The organism is Leptolyngbya sp. NK1-12 (assembly GCF_032598965.1).
Taxonomy (GTDB): domain Bacteria; phylum Cyanobacteriota; class Cyanobacteriia; order Elainellales; family Elainellaceae; genus Elainella.
In genome coordinates this window covers 3008894-3026152 of the sequence record NZ_CP053586.1, presented here as the reverse complement: position 1 = coordinate 3026152, position 17259 = coordinate 3008894, and the positions used below count along the sequence as shown (strand labels likewise).

The 17259-nt window shown below is 52.0% G+C and carries 16 protein-coding genes and 1 pseudogene; 11 read left to right on the top strand and 6 right to left on the bottom strand.

The features are described 5' to 3' along the window. Positions 1-58 precede the first annotated feature (58 nt). Positions 59-2248, top strand: coding sequence for a hypothetical protein (locus HJG54_RS12685; protein WP_316435338.1), 2190 nt, complete (start codon positions 59-61; stop codon positions 2246-2248). A 40-nt stretch (positions 2249-2288) separates the two neighbouring features. On the opposite strand, the gene HJG54_RS12680 is transcribed toward HJG54_RS12685, so the two are convergent. The 3 genes from HJG54_RS12680 to HJG54_RS12670 all read right to left on the bottom strand — a co-directional run bounded on the left by HJG54_RS12680 (position 2289) and on the right by HJG54_RS12670 (position 5423). Further along, positions 2289-4313, bottom strand: a complete 2025-nt coding sequence (locus HJG54_RS12680; RefSeq protein ID WP_316435336.1) for a DUF4157 domain-containing protein — start codon at positions 4311-4313, stop codon at positions 2289-2291. 240 nt (positions 4314-4553) lie between these two features. After that, on the bottom strand, positions 4554-4682 hold the full coding sequence (locus HJG54_RS12675) for a hypothetical protein (RefSeq protein ID WP_316435335.1): 129 nt from the start codon (positions 4680-4682) through the stop codon (positions 4554-4556). 489 nt (positions 4683-5171) lie between these two features. Beyond that, complete coding sequence (locus tag HJG54_RS12670; RefSeq protein ID WP_316435334.1) at positions 5172-5423, bottom strand: hypothetical protein; 252 nt, start codon at positions 5421-5423, stop codon at positions 5172-5174. Between the two features lie 495 nt (positions 5424-5918). Here HJG54_RS12670 and HJG54_RS12665 point away from each other — a divergent pair, with 495 nt between their 5' ends. Both HJG54_RS12665 and HJG54_RS12660 read left to right on the top strand, forming a co-directional pair. Beyond that, positions 5919-6476, top strand: coding sequence for a protein-tyrosine phosphatase family protein (locus HJG54_RS12665; RefSeq protein ID WP_316435333.1), 558 nt, complete (start codon positions 5919-5921; stop codon positions 6474-6476). A 137-nt stretch (positions 6477-6613) separates the two neighbouring features. Beyond that, a complete protein-coding gene (locus HJG54_RS12660; RefSeq protein ID WP_316435332.1) occupies positions 6614-7300 on the top strand; it encodes a Uma2 family endonuclease in 687 nt (228 codons plus the stop codon). Between the two features lie 40 nt (positions 7301-7340). Here the strand turns inward: HJG54_RS12660 and radA are convergent, their stop codons facing one another. Continuing rightward, positions 7341-8930, bottom strand: a complete 1590-nt coding sequence (radA, locus tag HJG54_RS12655) for a DNA repair protein RadA (protein WP_316435330.1) — start codon at positions 8928-8930, stop codon at positions 7341-7343. A gap of 201 nt (positions 8931-9131) precedes the next feature. Between radA and rpaB the strand changes: the two genes are divergently transcribed. The 4 genes from rpaB (at position 9132) to fabD (ending at position 13033) form a co-directional block, all read left to right on the top strand. Further along, complete coding sequence (gene rpaB, locus HJG54_RS12650; protein WP_036005363.1) at positions 9132-9863, top strand: response regulator transcription factor RpaB; 732 nt, start codon at positions 9132-9134, stop codon at positions 9861-9863. Between the two features lie 79 nt (positions 9864-9942). Beyond that, complete coding sequence (plsX, locus tag HJG54_RS12645; protein ID WP_036005361.1) at positions 9943-10974, top strand: phosphate acyltransferase PlsX; 1032 nt, start codon at positions 9943-9945, stop codon at positions 10972-10974. Beyond that, positions 10974-11972 (top strand): beta-ketoacyl-ACP synthase III, encoded by a 999-nt coding sequence (locus HJG54_RS12640; RefSeq protein ID WP_316435328.1) that lies wholly within the window; start codon positions 10974-10976, stop codon positions 11970-11972. Before plsX ends, HJG54_RS12640 begins: the two co-directional genes overlap by 1 nt. Before the next feature lie 164 nt (positions 11973-12136). Further along, positions 12137-13033: an ACP S-malonyltransferase gene (gene fabD / locus HJG54_RS12635; RefSeq protein ID WP_316435327.1), complete on the top strand. Its 897-nt coding sequence runs from the start codon at positions 12137-12139 to the stop codon at positions 13031-13033. 140 nt (positions 13034-13173) lie between these two features. Here fabD and HJG54_RS12630 read toward each other — a convergent pair whose 3' ends face one another. Together HJG54_RS12630 and HJG54_RS12625 are read right to left on the bottom strand one after the other, a co-directional pair. Next, positions 13174-13446 (bottom strand): hypothetical protein, encoded by a 273-nt coding sequence (locus tag HJG54_RS12630; RefSeq protein ID WP_316435326.1) that lies wholly within the window; start codon positions 13444-13446, stop codon positions 13174-13176. A gap of 375 nt (positions 13447-13821) precedes the next feature. Further along, entirely contained in the window at positions 13822-15027 is a 1206-nt protein-coding gene (locus HJG54_RS12625) for a phosphoglycerate kinase (protein WP_316435325.1), read from the bottom strand. Positions 15028-15277: 250 nt separating this feature from the next. Between HJG54_RS12625 and HJG54_RS12620 the strand changes: the two genes are divergently transcribed. From HJG54_RS12620 to HJG54_RS12605, 4 genes and pseudogenes are all read left to right on the top strand, one after another. After that, positions 15278-15694: a universal stress protein gene (locus HJG54_RS12620; protein WP_036005346.1), complete on the top strand. Its 417-nt coding sequence runs from the start codon at positions 15278-15280 to the stop codon at positions 15692-15694. 229 nt (positions 15695-15923) lie between these two features. Continuing rightward, positions 15924-16058: pseudogene (locus tag HJG54_RS12615) on the top strand (IS1-like element transposase); the annotation flags it as partial. Between the two features lie 228 nt (positions 16059-16286). Beyond that, a complete protein-coding gene (locus HJG54_RS12610) occupies positions 16287-16910 on the top strand; it encodes a hypothetical protein (RefSeq protein ID WP_316435323.1) in 624 nt (207 codons plus the stop codon). Then, positions 16883-17245, top strand: coding sequence for a hypothetical protein (locus HJG54_RS12605; RefSeq protein WP_316435321.1), 363 nt, complete (start codon positions 16883-16885; stop codon positions 17243-17245). Before HJG54_RS12610 ends, HJG54_RS12605 begins: the two co-directional genes overlap by 28 nt. Positions 17246-17259: the final 14 nt, after the last annotated feature.

Genomic DNA, 17259 nt, shown 5'->3' with positions numbered 1-17259 from the left:
TTGATTATTCTTCACATATTCTTCTTCCCGTATAACTGCCGTGCCAGGAGTTAAGTCAATGACGGATATTAAACGCCCTAACTACTTCACCAATCAGTTTCTAGTTGAGCAAGACTTTCAGGATGAGCAGCAGTATCACCGCCAGATGCGGTACTTACACAACCGCGAGCTGCATTCCTGGGGAATTGCGGGAAACGGCTTACAAGTGAGTCGTGCTGGCAATCAGGTCACGGTCAGTGCCGGAGTCGCGCTGGACAACGACGGTCACGAACTGGTGCTAGCAGAGAACACACCTTACACCTTGACCCAATCGCAGGCCACTGCGGTTTATCTCACCCTCGCCTTTAATCAAGTCTATGAGGACATCGATCGTTACAGTGGACAGGGCGTCATCGGCGATAAGTTTACTCGCACCACCGAACGGCCAACCATCGCAGATACTGCTGCTCTACCGCCAGATGATGGTTCGGTGATTGTTCTGGCTCGGATTAACCTGAGTGAAACCAATCCAGAGGCCAGTATCGACTACAGCGTTCGCAGCCGCTCTGCCGGAGCCTTGCTTCAGGAGGCGCTTAGCCTCGACCTTGACCTGACCCATACTGTTCACAACAGTCCCACCGCCCTTTCTGCCAATGTAAAAGGCGGCAGTGACGGCACCCGCTATGGCATCGTTAGTACAGCCAGCGACGGGGCCAACCGCTTGGGCGGACTATTCCAAATCGCCAAGGTCGAACGCCAGTTATCCTGTGGGGTTGTGGGCACCGTAGGCGAATTTGATCCAACTCGGATTTCCTTTGCGCCCTTTGCTTCACCTGATCCAAACAACCCGGCAACGATTCCGTTTGGCGTGCTGGGAATAGTCAATGACAGTAGCAACGCTGACAAAAAATTTGGAGTGTCCGGTCGGGTCAGCGGCGGAACAGCAGGGAGTCACTATGGCGTGCAGGGAATCGCTGAAGATGGAAGCTTTAATGCCGGAGGCTACTTCATCGCTCATGCAAAAGCTTCGGATGCCGCAAATAGCGAATACTATGGCATTTATACTGTAGCAACCGGTGATGGCAACGGCACACGAACTGGCATTGAAGCGTTTGCAGAGGCGGGTGGCACAGGGGATCGCGTTGGGGTAGTAGGCCGAGTATCAGGCAGTAATGGCAACGGTATGCGAGCTGGCGTTTTAGCGTTCGCACAAGCAGGTGGCACAGGGGATCGCTTTGGGATATGGAGTCGAGCGGATGGAGGAGATAGACGATATGGCGGTTTCTTCCAGACAAGTAGTTTGCTCCCTCAATCCTACGGTGTGGTCGGTGCAACAGGCAATGAAGTTGATATCCGCAGGCAGATTGGGAGTGCTCCCTGCGGAATGGTAGGGATAATCAGTGGCAAGGGGGGAATTGGAAGACAATATGGTGTTTGTGGACTGGCAATTGATGGGGATGACACCTACGGGGTGGTTGGAGTGGCAAGTGGAGGAACAGCAACCACCAGTGCCACTGGAGGACGCTTTGAAGTCACAGGAAACGAGCAGTCACTGCGCCCCTATGCTCAGTCACTGCGTTCCTATGGTGTATATACGGCGGCAGAAGGTTCGCCCAGAACGACAGATGTCTATGGCATTTATGCAGAGGCAACCAACGGTACACAAAACTGTTATGGAATTTACGCGGTAGCTTTCGGTGCTCCGGGCAGTAACTCTTACGCTGGCTATTTTCAAGGCAATGTCCATATCGAGGGAACCCTGACGAAAGCAGGCGGCAGTTTCCTGATCGACCATCCGCTTGATCCGCTAAACAAAACCCTGCGCCACAGTTTTGTCGAATCGCCAGAGGCGCTCTGTCTCTATCGCGGCCAGGTCAAACTGGATGGAGAAGGCAGGGCGATCGTCCAACTACCGTCCTACTTTGCCGCCCTCACCCACGAACAAGCCGCCACCGTCAGCCTCACCTCAATTGGCAGCACCCCGTTCCTCACCAGCTACGAATGGAACGACACCTGCACCGCCTTTACCGTGTATGGAGCAGCGAATGCAGAAGTGAGCTATCTGGTCATGGCCGATCGAGACGATCCAGTAATGCAACAATTACGCCAACCCATCGAAACCGAAAAAGGCAACGGCAATTTTGAGAAAGGGCAACTGCTCAACCCAGAAGCCTATGGCTATCCGGTCACGATGGGAGTTCACTATCAATCGCGCCCTGATCGACCTGATCGAGAAGCAGGGGATCGAGACCGGCAAACGGCTCTGTAGCAACGATGCTCGAAGTATAACACTTATTTCTTGACCAGTCCTAAGGAGGACTCCAACGATTGGGATCTACATTATTATTCGTAGCCTTTGCCTGTTGAAGTTGCTGGAGCTGGTTTGCAAAGGTGCCCCTTTGCACATCTTGCAGAAATTGAGCAGCTCCCCCCGGCCAAAACACTGATTTACTGGCATCGAAGAACTTTAACTGCACAGTGGCAAGATTCACTTTGAATCGACTTTGAACTTCTTGCAGCACCTGTACTAAGTGTCTTTCATTCGGTGCATAATGTCCGCTCTTGTTTGTGATGCAGAGCAACACCCCATTTTGCACCACCATTTCTCCGGCAGCAGCCACATCGCCTCCCGCCAGTGGACTGGTGTGATGCACCCGCGAGATGCGATGGTTGGTTGCATAAATTCTACCGCTACGGCTCATAGCGAAGATGGCGTATTTAGCGCCCGATGCCACACTGTGCATATTGTTAGTTGAGAAAAGTGTCGGTGGAGTACCCTGGGTGATTCCACCATTTCCAGGTTTGAGTTCGAGTGCAGCTCGTTCAGGATTGCTTCTGTTGTAACGAACAATGTAGCTCCCCATTTGGTTTCTGTCTATATCTAAATCCCGTAATTTCTGTTGCAACCCTGCATTAGTAAGCCGTCCTTGAGTAATATCGTCGTCCCAGGCAGCAACTAGTCCGGCTGCGATGGTCTTTCCATCGGGTGCTGATTTTTCTTCCTTTTTGTATTTCTGATCGCCTTCATAGAGCGATTGTCCCTGATGCATCCTGCCTTCTAGCTTCAAAAACTCTTGATACTTGAACGTTTCGCCATATCCCAAACGCCCTAGATGTCTATTGGCCTCCTCAACCATCGCCGGAGTTGCCGGGATCGCGTGATCAACGCGTTTGATTCCCTCTGCGGTAGGAAGGGCACCATATTTCCCCTCGCCTCGGTTTTCCCAATGCCCCCGACGAACGACCCGATACCAGATATCAGCTTTACGCAGGTCTTTTGCTTCTTTATAATTTCTAGCTGCTTTTAGCGCATCATCCGGCTGCCGTTCCTGTTTGTACGCCGCCTTGTAGAATTTTGCAGCCAAACTATATTGTTTTAGCTGAACTGCACACTCTGCCGCAAGACGAGCAAACTTTACATTCCCAGTATTTTCATAATGTTCATTAGCAGTATCCAACGCTTGCTCATACCTATCTTTTATCGGCTTTTTATCATCTTTCATCAGTTTCTGAATGTACAAAACCGGATCAAACTGAAGTGATGCTCCTACACCGCCAATTACCCGTTGAATCGAATTTTTCTGCCCCATGCCGGTTGAGATGGGACGATTGCTGGCCGCCTGATGCTGCGTTACCTCCCGATTTTGCTGTATCACATGGGTCAATTCATGGGCGATCAATTCTTGTCCACGATGGCTACCCGGATCATACGCGCCCTGCCGAAAAAATACATCTTGCCCAGTGGTAAATGCCCGTGCCTGCACCATCCTATTCAGTTGATCAGAATCACCATCCGTATGCACTCTCACCTGGCTAAAATCGGCCCCCATCGCTGGCTCAAACTTGTCTCGCAACGAGTGCGGTAACGATTGCCCTCCGCCTCGCGCTTGCTGAATCGAAGCTTCTACGTTAGGAGCAAGGGTGGTCCCACTCATATCTGACTGGCGCTGCACCGAGTGATTTTCTGCCTGGGCCTGCGGTGATTGGCCTGCCTCAGTGGATGAGCCAACAGGTGCATGAACTTGGCGCATGACTTGCTTGGCAACCTGATCCGCCTCCTGCTCATACCGATCATCTGCTTGACCGACGGTCAGCTTGGCCTGAACCAGACTGCCCGACGAGGATAGCTCCGCCCCCAACGCCTGAGACAGTCCGCGAAACAGCGGTTTTGGCAAGTCAGACGATTGCTGGGGGTGCAGCGATTGGTTGACAGGCTGGTGGCCCAGCTCAGCTTGAAGCTGGAGATGCGTAGCCAATTTAGCGGGAGCAGTAGCGCGTTGGGGCTGGCGAGCGACGCTGGATTGTTGCTTGGGAGTCAGTTGCTGTCGTCTCATCCAATGTCCTCCGCTAATGTCCTCCGCGGTGCACGCCCGAATTCGCGCCCAATGATTCTACCAGCCTACAGCAAACTCCACCGCAAGTCTCGCTTTTTCTTTGATCTGAGGCTGCTTTCACGGCTGCTTTTACAAACCAGGAAGACATTGCTGAATCGGAGCTTGAAGAGCTGAAGTTTCGTGCAAAATCAAGGCTAGAGCCAAAACTCAACTACTTCGTGATTCAGCAATGCCTTCTGCTTAGCGATTCATCACCCGTTCGTGAGCCTCCCTAAACCGCTTGTTAAGCGCATCAGCCGATGGAGTCAAGCTTGGTATCAGCGTAGACAAGGCAATCATCGCCAGAGTAATCAAAATCAACCGTTTCATAAACACCTCCAAAAAGCATTAGAACATCCAAATTGAAAGCATCAGAGCTTTTATAGTCTTGGTAATCTCGATTCAACCCCTATATTCACACCTGTCATCTAGTCATAGAAGCAACGTCGATAGCCCCTACGTATTTCCTACGTTAGAGAGATCATCTCGCAGAATCTTGAGATATTTGTTGACTAACTATTCAAAAAATTGTCAGACAATCGTTCTACGAACTTTTATGGAAGCTATGGCCATACTTCCCTCTCTTTTGAGGTGAACGGAGAATGAAGCTTAGAATTGCCATCAATCCATATTTTGCATCCATAATCTTATATCAGATTCGATGAAGATCAGTAGTGAATTGTCATTCTTGTTACAAATAGTTATCTCTGCTATGTGGTTACTGTGGACACAAAGCGACCCGCTATAGCAGACGATTGGTATCAAAGATAGAGGAACGATCGCACCATTCCCCTATTCACATCCCAATCATGCTGACTGCTATTCACCGCGCCTACGGTAGAGCATCAACACACTCATCACTTCGTCTGAATTGGGCACCGGCAACAACCGACTCCAGGAACCCGCCTCCGGCAGACCGCGCTGATGCATTTTGTGAATCATTTCGCGAATGCCTTCAGCCGAACCAATCAGAATCAGCTTCAGTCGTTCCCGGTCTCCAGATGCATAGCTTGGTGGAGACTCAGGATAATTGGGATCGAAGCCGAAATCGGACAGAAACTCGTCTGCCATAATCAACACTCCTTAGTATGTAGCTGGGAAGAAAACCCAAAAACCTAGCCACCCCCTTAAAATGCAGCGCCAAGCAGGGGGGCCGGAGAGAGTGTTAAAATACTCCGTTAGCCTCCCAGACTGCGGTATACAGTCGAGGGGGTCAGTCGCCTATTCGCTGGGGCAAACAGCAATGGGCGACGCTAGATTTTTGGGAATCCGGGCTGCTAGGCAAAATTTGCAACCTTAGTCAATCACAATGCCCAAATCGGGCAATCCGAGTCAAGCGGTTGTTACATACTGATTTGCCTTGCTACCTTGTGCTCAATCAGCCTCCATTTCCGCTTCTGCTGCTCGTCGCATAGCTAAAAAAGCTTCTTTGACAGGCTGACTTACTGAACTTTGTGGCTCTTCTAAAATCATGGACTGGTAAGTTTCTAGGAACCTGCTTCGCAAGCGGTGGAATAAATGAAGAAAATGCCGGATAAAACCAATGCAATCTAAACTCGATGTGCTATGTACAAATTTGCTCCAGCTTCAGAGAACGAACCGATTGTGTTTGGCGCAGCTCGACCGGGATATCGCAACGAGCAAGTTAACGAATGGGTTGAATTTATGCAGCATCAAGGCATCAAGCGAATTTGCTGTTTACTGCCTGAATCGCAACTGGCTCCCTATGCCAATCTGCTGGACGTTTACCGACAGACCTTTGGCTGCGACCAAGTTTGTTGGACGCCAATCGAAGATTTCCAGCTTGCAAACTCAAACATTCTGATTCAGCAAATCTTACCGTTTCTATTCGCTGCCAATCAGAAGCACGAGAAGGTTGTAGTTCACTGCTCTGGCGGCATTGGACGCACGGGACATGTTTTAGCTGCTTGGTTGGTGGCTGGACGGGGCTTCTCCAAACAAGATGCAATTGCCGCCGTTAAACGAACTGGTAGAAATCCCTATGAAGCTGTGATTGCTGCCGCGTTTAAAGGCCGCAATCCCTGGACGGTTGCAGCGGAACTGAATCAACTGCTGGATGAGTGTGATCGGTTTGGAAGCAAGTTTAGTCGATCTCAAATTTAGCCTTGGTTAGCCTTGAATTGTGGTCCCACACCGAAGTCATTTTTAGATTTACCTGCTTTGGCTTTAACGTTACGATAGCTATTAAGTCATCTAGGGCATTTCTGATCCTATCTGTAGGAAACCTGTATTCAACTGCCATGGTTAAGACACCATCACAAGTGTTAGCAATTCCTCCTCTAGAAAATGGCGATCGCTTGAGTCGTCATGAATTTGAGCGGCGCTACAATGCCATGCCCAATTTGAAGAAAGCTGAATTGATTGAAGGAATTGTCTACATGCCCGCTGCTCTGCGTTTTAAAAGCCATGGTCAACCTCATGGTTGGATTATGACCTGGTTAGGCACTTATGAAGCGATGACTCCCCATGTAGATTTAGCAATTGAACCAACTATACGATTGGATCACGATAACGCCCCTCAGCCCGATGCAATTCTCTTGATCAGCGAAGCAGCAGGTGGTCAGTCGCGACTAAGTGATGATGACTATCTCGAAGGAGCACCCGAACTAATTGTCGAAATTGCAGCTAGTAGCGCCGCTATTGACCTCCATGCTAAGAAACAAGCCTATCGACGCAATAATGTGCAGGAGTATATTGTCTGGCAAGTACTTGACCAAACACTAAGCTGGTTCTATTTGGAAAACGGTGAATATTTTGATCTGCCGGTTGATGCGGATGGCATCATGCGGAGTCGTGTATTTCCAGGACTTTGCTTGGCGGTTCAAAAATTACTAGAAGGCGATATGCGAGCAGTATTGGCAGTTCTACAGCAGGGTATTCAATCCTCAGACTATGCAGCATTTGTGCAGAAGCTAACTGTCAACTAACCATTGGTGATAGTTGGTGATAGTTCCTGGCAGATTCTCCTTAGGATTCGTGATCGTTCGTGCGTCCACCCACCAATCCAATCGCAATTGCATCCATCACCCGTGCCACTGGAATAATCTCCAAGTCAGAACTGGTAATCGCCTGGCTGGCAGGGACAATCGCTCGTTTAAAGCCGAGTTTTGCCGCTTCCTTTAACCGCAGTTCCATTTGCGACACCGGACGCACCTGTCCCCCCAACCCCACTTCGCCGATCAACACCATCGAGGGGTCCACCACCCGATCGCGGAAACTCGCCGCCACTGCTAAGGCCACACCCAAATCTGCCGCCGGTTCCGCCACATTCAAACCGCCCGACGCCGCCACATAGGCATCCAGCTTCGATAGCGGAATCCCAACCCGCTTCTCCAGCACCGCCAAAATTTGCAGCAGCCGGTTGTATTCGATCCCAGTTGTAGACCGTCGTGGCGACGGATAACTCGTGGGGCTGACCAAAGCTTGCAGTTCCACCACCAGCGGGCGCGTCCCCTCACAGGCCACAATCGTTGCCGTACCCGGAGTTTCCTCATCCCGATTGCCCAAAAATAGCTCCGAGGGATTGCGCACCTCCTCTAGGCCGCCATCCGCCATCTCAAACACGCCCAACTCATGCGTCGCCCCAAACCGATTCTTCACCGACCGCAGCAGTCGGTGGCTGGCAAACCGATCACCCTCAAAGTAGAGCACCGTATCCACCAAATGCTCTAGCACCTTCGGTCCCGCAATCGCCCCCTCTTTGGTCACATGCCCGACGATGAATAAGGTAATGTGCTCCCGCTTGGCTACCTGCATCAGCGCCGACGTACATTCCCGCACCTGCGCCACCGACCCCGGAGCCGAATTCAACGCCGCGAAATAAAGCGCCTGAATACTATCGATTACCGCCACCTGCGGACGCAGCGCCTCTAACTCGCGCAGGATGGTTTCTAAGTCGGTTTCGGGCAGGAGGTAGAGGGTGGGGTCGGGTGAGGGAGGTGGGGAAGATGGGGAAGATGGGGAAGGTGGGGAAGTGGAAAGCGAGTCGGATGGTTGAACATTTTTGTTCCTCCGATTCACCTTGCTCGGCTTACCGTCCCTATCTCCCCCATCTCCCTCATCTTCCCCACCTCCCCTATCTCCCCTATCTCCTCCACCAATCCCCAGCCGCTGCGAGCGCAACTTCACCTGCTGGCCCGACTCTTCGGCGCAAACATAGAGGATGCGATAGCGGGTGGCGAGTTGGTTGGCGACTTGGAGCAGCAGGGTGGATTTACCGATGCCTGGATCGCCGCCGATCAGGACCAAGGAACCGGGGACGATGCCACCGCCAAGGACGCGGTCGAGTTCGGTGTAGCCAGAGGTGAGGCGGGTTTGGGGATGGTCGGAGATTTGGTTGAGGGTGAGGGCAGCAATGGGCTGGGGGGCGGGTTTGGGGGTGCGGGACGAACTGGCAGACCGAGCGGCGGCTAGGGGAGTGACCCGACCGGCAGGGGTTGCCGTGACGATCTGTTCCACCATCGAATTCCAAGCGCCACAGGATGGGCATTTGCCAAAAAACTGCGGCGATTCTGCTCCGCATTGATTGCAAACATAGAGCGAGCGTTGTTTGGGCATGTGACAATTGGTTCCGCTAGATTAAGAGATTGGTTTAGATTTATGTGAAATCCATTCGGTCGGAGGAATCTTAAGAAACATTGAAATGTAGCTATAATAGGGAGTTCAGCGTTCTAATTTGATTCAGGTGAGCTAATATCTTTAATGATAAAGTGACGAAAATTAACTAAGAAATATCAAGTTTAAGGAGTGTAAACTAAATTGGAAAATCACAAAGAAAAGATTCTGGTAGTTGACGATGAAGCCAGTATTCGCCGCATTTTGGAAACCCGCCTTTCCATGATTGGGTACGATGTCGTCACAGCTGCCGATGGGGAAGAGGCCCTGGAAACCTTCCGCAATGCCAACCCCGATCTGGTGGTGCTGGATGTAATGATGCCGAAGTTGGACGGCTATGGGGTCTGCCAGGAACTCCGCAAAGAATCCGATGTGCCGATTATTATGCTGACGGCACTGGGCGATGTGGCCGACCGGATTACGGGTTTAGAGCTGGGCGCGGATGACTATGTGGTGAAGCCGTTTTCGCCCAAGGAACTGGAAGCGCGGATTCGTTCAGTATTGCGTCGAGTGGAGAAGGTGGGCACCTCTGGCATCCCCAGTTCGGGCGTCATCCACATCAACAACATCCGCATTGATACTAACAAACGCCAAGTCTACAAGGGCGACGAGCGGATTCGGTTGACCGGCATGGAGTTTAGCCTGCTAGAGCTGCTGGTGGGTCGGTCCGGTGAACCCTTCTCGCGCTCCGAAATTTTGCAAGAGGTGTGGGGCTACACGCCTGAGCGTCATGTGGATACGCGGGTGGTGGATGTCCATATTTCTCGCCTGCGGGCCAAACTCGAAGATGATCCCAGCAATCCAGAGCTGATCTTGACGGCACGCGGCACTGGCTATCTGTTTCAGCGGATTGTGCCTCCCGGCGAAACGGAATAATTCGGTTTTCCGGTCATTCTCTCCGTCTATGGGTAGAATCCATCTGATAAAATTTGTGAGGTTTCTATCACTTTGATCAATGGGATCGACTCAGGCACGGATTGCAATTGATGCAATGGGGGGAGATTACGCTCCCGCTGAAATTGTTGTTGGCGCGATAAGAGCACAGGCAGAACTTGGGGTACAGGTCCTTCTGGTCGGCGACCCCCAGCCCATCGAAGCCATTCTGAAACAGCATAATGCGCTGCACCGGCTGGAAATTGTGCCCGCCGAAGGCTTGGTGGAAATGCATGAGGAGCCGTTGAGTGCCTTGCGTCGTAAGCCAAAAGCTTCGATTAACGTCGCGATGGATTTGGTTAAGCAGGGTCGGGCCGATGCGGTGGTGTCGGCAGGGCATTCAGGCGCGGCAATGGCGGCAGCACTGTTACGGCTAGGGCGGATTCCTGGAATTGACCGTCCGGCGATTGGAGCCGTGTTGCCCACCATCATGGCGAAGCCCGTGCTGATTCTGGATGTGGGCGCGAATGTCGATTGCCGTCCCAAGTTTTTAGACCAGTTTGCGGTGATGGGCGCGATCTACTCCCAGTATGTGCTGGGTACCGAAAATCCCAAAGTCGGGCTGCTCAACATCGGTGAAGAATCCTCGAAGGGAAATGAGCTGGCGCTACGCACCTACCAGCTTTTAGAAGAGAATCCGCGCATCTCGTTTATTGGCAATGCCGAAGGGCGAGATGTGCTGTCGGGTAAGTTTGATGTCGTGGTCTGTGACGGCTTTGCCGGGAATGTGCTGCTCAAGTTTGCCGAAGCCGTGGGCGAGGTGCTGCTCAACATTCTGCGGGAAGAGTTGCCGCAAGGCTGGCGTGGTCGCCTGGGCACGCTGCTGTTGAAACCCAACCTGAGACGGATCAAGCAACGGGTGGATCATGCCGAGCATGGCGGCGGGCTGCTGCTGGGCGTGAATGGCATTTGCATTGTTGGACATGGCAGTTCGCAGGCTCCCACCATCTTCAATGCGGTGCGGCTGGCGAAAGATGCGGTTGACAATCGCGTGTCCGATCGAATTCAAGCCCAATACCAAAAAATCGAAGCCACCGCCAGCGACGGAGAATAATGTTACAGGAATCAGGAATCGGCATCGCCATGACCGGGTGCGGCTCTGCTGTTCCCGCTGCTTGGTTAGACAACACCGGCATGAGCCAACTCGTTGAAACCTCGGATGAGTGGATCGCCTCCCGTACCGGCATCCGTCAGCGGCGCTTGGCTGCCCCCACCGAATCACTCCGCACCCTCGCCACCCAGGCTGCCCAAAATGCCCTCGATATGGCCGGACTGGTCGCCACCGAGCTGGATTTGATCATCCTGGCGACCTCAACTGCCGATGATTTGTTTGGCAGCGCCAGCCAGATCCAAGCCGACCTGGGTGCCACGAAAGCCGCCGCCTTTGACCTGACCGCCGCCTGTTCTGGCTTCATCTTTGCCATGGTGACGGCCTCCCAGTTTATCCGGACCGGCACCTACCAAACCATTCTCTTGGTTGGCGCAGATGTGCTGTCTCGCTGGGTGGATTGGAGCGACCGGCGCACCTGCGTGCTGTTTGGCGATGGGGCTGGCGCGATGGTGATGCAGGCGGCTGAGTCGGATCGGTTTTTGGGATTTGAGATTCGCAGCGACGGCAGCCGTAATGAATGTCTGACACTCGCCTTTCAGCCTCAGCCACGGGAACTGGTGAATGACATCCGCGTCGGTCAAGGTAGCTTCCAACCAATCCAGATGAACGGGCAGGAAGTGTATCGGTTTGCCGTGAAGAAAGTCCCAGAGGTGATTGAAAAGGCGCTATTTCGCTCCCAGCTTACGGTTGAGCAGATAGACTGGCTGCTGCTGCATCAGGCGAATCAACGAATTTTGGATGCGGTGGCAGAAAGACTAGGTATTCCTGCTCATAAAGTGATCAGTAACATGGGAAAATATGGAAATACCTCAGCGGCGTCGATTCCCTTGGCGCTGGATGAGGTGGTGCGTGCAGGTCACGTAAAACCCGGTGATGTGATTGCGGCAGCCGGTTTCGGTGCGGGTTTGACCTGGGGCGCAGCCATTTTTAAGTGGGGCTAGGCGCTAGTTATCTATGCGGAAACCGCTTGGTTTTGGAACTCCAAAGCTTTGACGAGTGTTCTAGATAGGACCGAAAGGCCGATGCCTTCCACCGATAACAGACGCAAAATCAACACAGACGCAAGATCAACACACAGGGTGAAACGTTAGGAGTGAATGGATTCATGACAAAAACAGCATGGGTTTTTCCAGGACAAGGTTCGCAGGCGATTGGGATGGGAGCGGATTTGTATAGTCTTGCCGCTGCGCAAGCCAAGTTCCAGCAAGCCGAGCAAATTTTGGGCTGGTCGGTGCCGGAAATCTGTCAAAACCTGGACGATAAAGTATCGAGAACGCTTTACACCCAGCCCTGCCTCTATGTGATCGAAAGCATTTTGGCCGACTTGATGCGGGACCGCGGCGAGCAGCCGGATTTGGTGGCAGGCCATAGCCTGGGCGAATATGTAGCCCTTTACGTGGCGGGCGTGTTTGACTTCGAGTCGGGACTGCGACTCGTCAAGCGACGGGCCGAGCTGATGGATGCCGCTTCGGAAGGCGTCATGGCTGCTTTGCTAGGATTCGACCGCGAGCAGTTGGAGCAGCAAATTGCCCAAACCCCGGATGTGGTGCTAGCTAACGACAACAACGCCGGTCAGGTAGTGATCTCTGGCTCTATCGAAGCCGTGGATGCGATTCTCGCCAATGTCAAAGCCAAGCGAGCCGTAAAGCTCAATGTCAGCGGTGCGTTTCATTCGCCTCTGATGGCCGGAGCTGCCGCCGAATTTCAGGAAGTGCTGGATCAGGTCGAGTTTCGTGCAGCCCGCGTGCCCGTGCTCTCGAATGTAGATCCAACGCCAGCCACTGATGCCGAAGTGCTGAAGGACCGCCTCAATCGCCAAATGACAGGTTCGGTTCGCTGGCGCGAGATTAGCTTGCAAATGCCTGAAGCGGGCATCGAGCGAGTCGTTGAAGTTGGACCCGGCAAGGTATTGACTGGCATTATTAAGCGCACCTGCCCGACGCTAGCGTTGGTAAATGTCAGCACGCTGTCGGAATTGCCTACACCAGCTCCGGTGGCATAAGGTCAGGCATTTCGCCTCTACGAGCTTTTTATACTTATACAGAGATAAGGAGCTAAACAAAAAAGCGGACTGGGCAACGCGGCTCAGTCCTTTTGCTTTATCTAGATTGTTGTTTTATCTAGATTGGCCTCAGAAACAAGCTACCATTCTCGTCGCAGCCGTCGCGTTACCGATGAAGGCAGCACATCGCGCTTATCGTGGAGCTGACCGTGGGGATATTCCTCGTTGGCATGGAAGATGTCCCACAGCTTGTAGGCCGGCTCTCCTTTGACCGCGACCACTTCGTTTTTGTCGTTGCCCGTCAGGAATACCGACGCCGACAGTTCATCATCATCGCCGCTGACTTTCCACTTCACCTTGACAATATATTCCGTGTTCACTGTGAGGTGTTCATTGAGTCGGATAAATACCATGAGGCAAACTTCTCTTAAACTCCCAGATTCTGACTAGGATAAAGCATTCGTTATCAGGATGGCAGGGCTGATCCCCCTAAATCCCCCTTAAAAAGGGGGACTTTTAAATGATTTAAAGAGGGTCTTCAAGCACTTTCGGTTCGGTTCCCCCTTAGCAACCTACGGTGTACACACAAGTCCTCTCAGCCCTCTAAATCCCCACGAGTGGGGGACTTCCGACTTTCCCCATCAAACGAGCGAGTCGTTCTACAAACCGGAGGCAATGCTAATGGAAGGAGAGAACAAGCGGATTCAAAGTCCCCCACTCGTGGGGGATTTAGGGGGCAGCAAGGACTAGAACACCGGCAGCATCAATTGTACTCCTACAGAACCACCCTAAGCCTCGTCCAAAGCCGCAATACCGGGCAGCACTTTGCCTTCTAGCAGTTCCAGGCTAGCTCCACCGCCGGTCGAGATGTGGCTCATCTGGTCGGCAACGCCCACCTTCTCTACAGCTGCCACCGAATCACCGCCACCGATGATCGTAGTTGTGCCGGTCTTGGTCAGGTCAGCCAGGGTGCGGGCAATGGCTTCGGTGCCTTTGGCGAATTTGTCAAACTCGAACACGCCCATCGGACCGTTCCAGATTACGGTTTTGCAGTTGGCCAGCGCGTTTTGGAACACCTTCACCGAATCGGGACCGATATCCAAGCCCATCCAGCCATCGGGAATCGCCTCCACGCTGACGGTTTGGGTATTGGCGTCTTTGTCGAACTTATCGGCCAGCACCACATCGGTAGGCAGCAGCAGTTCCACGCCCTTTTCCTTCGCCTTAATTTCCAGCGATTTGGCCAGATCGAGAAATTCATCTTCCACCAGCGAGTTGCCGACGCTCAGACCCCGTGCCTTGTAGAAGGTAAAGATCATGCCGCCACCGATCAGCAGCTTGTCTACTTTCTCCAGCAGCGTTTCGATCACAGTAATTTTGCTGGAGACTTTCGAGCCGCCAATAATCGCCGCCAACGGACGCTGGGGATTTTCAATCGCACTCTGCAAATACTGCAGTTCTTTTTCAATCAGGTAGCCCGCTACGGAGGGCTTCAGGTAGTGGGTGACGCCTTCTGTAGAAGCATGGGCGCGGTGAGCCGTACCAAACGCATCGTTGACATAGAGATCGGCCACGGACGCCAGCTTTTTAGCAAATTCAGGGTCATTGGCTTCTTCTTCGGCATAGAAGCGCACGTTTTCCAGCAGCGCTACCTGACCGTTTTGCATTCCCGCCACTGCACTCGCGACCTGATCGCCAATGCAGTCATCGGTTTTGATTACCGGCTGGCCCAGCAGTTCCGACAAACGGTTTGCGACGGGCGTCAGCCGCATGCTGTCTACCACCTTGCCTTTGGGACGACCAAAGTGACTGGTCAAAATCACCTTAGCGCCCTTAGAGGTGAGATCCTGAATCGTCGGTAAGGCAGCCCGGATGCGCGTGTCATCCGTAATGTTGCCCTGCTCGTCTAGCGGTACGTTGAAGTCTACGCGCACGAGGACTCGCTTACCGGATAGATCGGCTGCCGACAAATTTGCTACAGATTTTTTTGCCACAAGAACCCCCTGGATGAGTCTTTTTACCTATTGGTTATTGTATGGGAAGAGGGATCATTCTTGGAATCGGCTGCGGCTATTCCTTACAGAGATTTTCAGAAAAATCTGTAGCTCAGCACGCTAAGAAAGCATGAAGGATCAGGCATGAGGGGCAAAAATCAACGATAAGGTATTAACAGGACTGATTTGTTCAGCTTCATTTGTGGGTAAAACTCGATGTTTCTAGCCTTGTTTGTTGGTGAGGCATGCCATGTTTAAGACTGTGCTGTTTCCAATCGACCAGAGCCGAGAATCGCGTGAGGCGGTTGATACGGTTGCCAATGTGGTCAAAACCTATCAGAGCAAATTGATCATTCTATCGGTGGTGGAATCGCCGCAGGAAACGCCACCCACCTCCGCCGCCGAGCGCACGATGACTTCGCCGGACGCCATTGCCGAACTGCTGGCCGATGCCAAAGCTCTCTTCCGCGAGCAAGGGATTGAGGCCGAAATTGTGGAACGGGAAGGCAAACCCGCCTTTATCATCTGCGATGTGGCCGACGAACTGAACGCCGACCTGATCATCATGGGCTGCCGGGGTCTGGGCCTCACCGATGAAGGTGTGGCAGAAAGCGTCACGAATCGGGTGATCAACCTGTCGCCCTGTCCGGTGCTGATTGTGCCGTAAGCCAGCGACATTTTGTTGTTTTATTGAGGTGCTCTTGCTGCCAGGTCAGTTGGGCTGCCATTTCAATTGACCGAGTTGGACAATCAGCTTATCCAACTCTGGTTGATTTACAGGAACGACCCCTCTGCCTTCGGCACCTCCGGCGCTGCCCCGCTAACGCTCACTGGGTAGTTGTGAATCAGGTAGGGTTCTAAACCTGTGGAAGCGGTGGAGGACAGAATAAAGGATTTCGACTCGCCTGTTTATCGTGGACTATTCCTACCGAGGTTACTTGAGTCAGGTGAAACAACAAATTAGTGACATGGCAGTCAACGGCAGCGACATCCGAGATGCGGCACGAGTGTTGAGGATGATCCCAACCACCTTCTCAATGTTTGTCCCCTCTATTTAAGCTTGGGTGATCGATTGTCCGCCTCAAGGAATATGTTAGGTGGCAGCAATTCCGCTACCCGTGGTACCAACATGCACAAACTACACCACATATCCAGTAGAGTACTATAATCGTGATACTCTTGTTCGATGGAGAAAAACTGATTGGCACTTCCTTGTAGGCATGAGGAGCGAATAACCAGGCAGGTGCAACCCAAGGCAGGTGCAACCCACAATCAACCTGCTGACAAATCTGGACGTGCTGCACCCTGATGTTCTCCTACAGCATCAAATACAGCCTGCTGACTACAAGAGCGGTTTGGTGTTCCGGTCAGCAATCGAAAGTATTCGAGGTACATTTATTGCTTCCTCAACTGCAAGCCGTGAGGGTTTAGTCAATGGAGTTTTGGATAGCTTACTCCAGCAACATTGGATAGCCGACTATAACCAAAGTAGTAATGTAGGTCGATATGACTTTACAGTTGCATTAGAACGCAATCCTGATTACTTTGCTGCCATTGAGGTCAAAGGTGGTGAAGGTAACAGCATTAATATTTCTGAACGCCCTCTGTGGGCTAGAGAGTTTGGAATTTGGTGCCATCTAGATGGAGCAATTGTCAATCAACCAGCAAATGGTTCTCACTCAATTATCAATCGTGTGACTAATGAACTAGTAAGGCGTCAAAAGTTGGTAGATGTGGTTTTCTTCAAAGATATCCTTTGTGGAACTGCTACGCGCCCTTGCCCAAAATATCCAGAACGCGAAAGCACAATTTCCTTTGAAACCGCGCCAGACGTAGTCCACCATATTTTGGCGCATTGGACTATGCCCGTGACAATAGATTAAGGCTTTGGTTTCTAGGTTTTGAAAACTGGAAAGAGCTAGATGCGTCTCTAACATCCAGTAGCAAGGTTTATTTATCGCAGATGGCAGTTTGTCTGAAGGAAATGGAGCGCGTTCTCAAACCAGGTTGTTACTGTGTGCTTGTTTTAGGGGATGTTGAGCGAGAGGGGCAAACAAAGCGTACCGCTGAAATCCTGGCAAACTTGGCAGGTGATGTAACTAACCAAAGACTTGCAGTAGAGACTATTTATGATGACCTTATCCCTGACGAACGACGTTCCCGTCGAAAAACTTGTACAACTAAATTTGAACGAATTCTTGTGATGAAAAAAGCTTAATTTTGATAGACTTT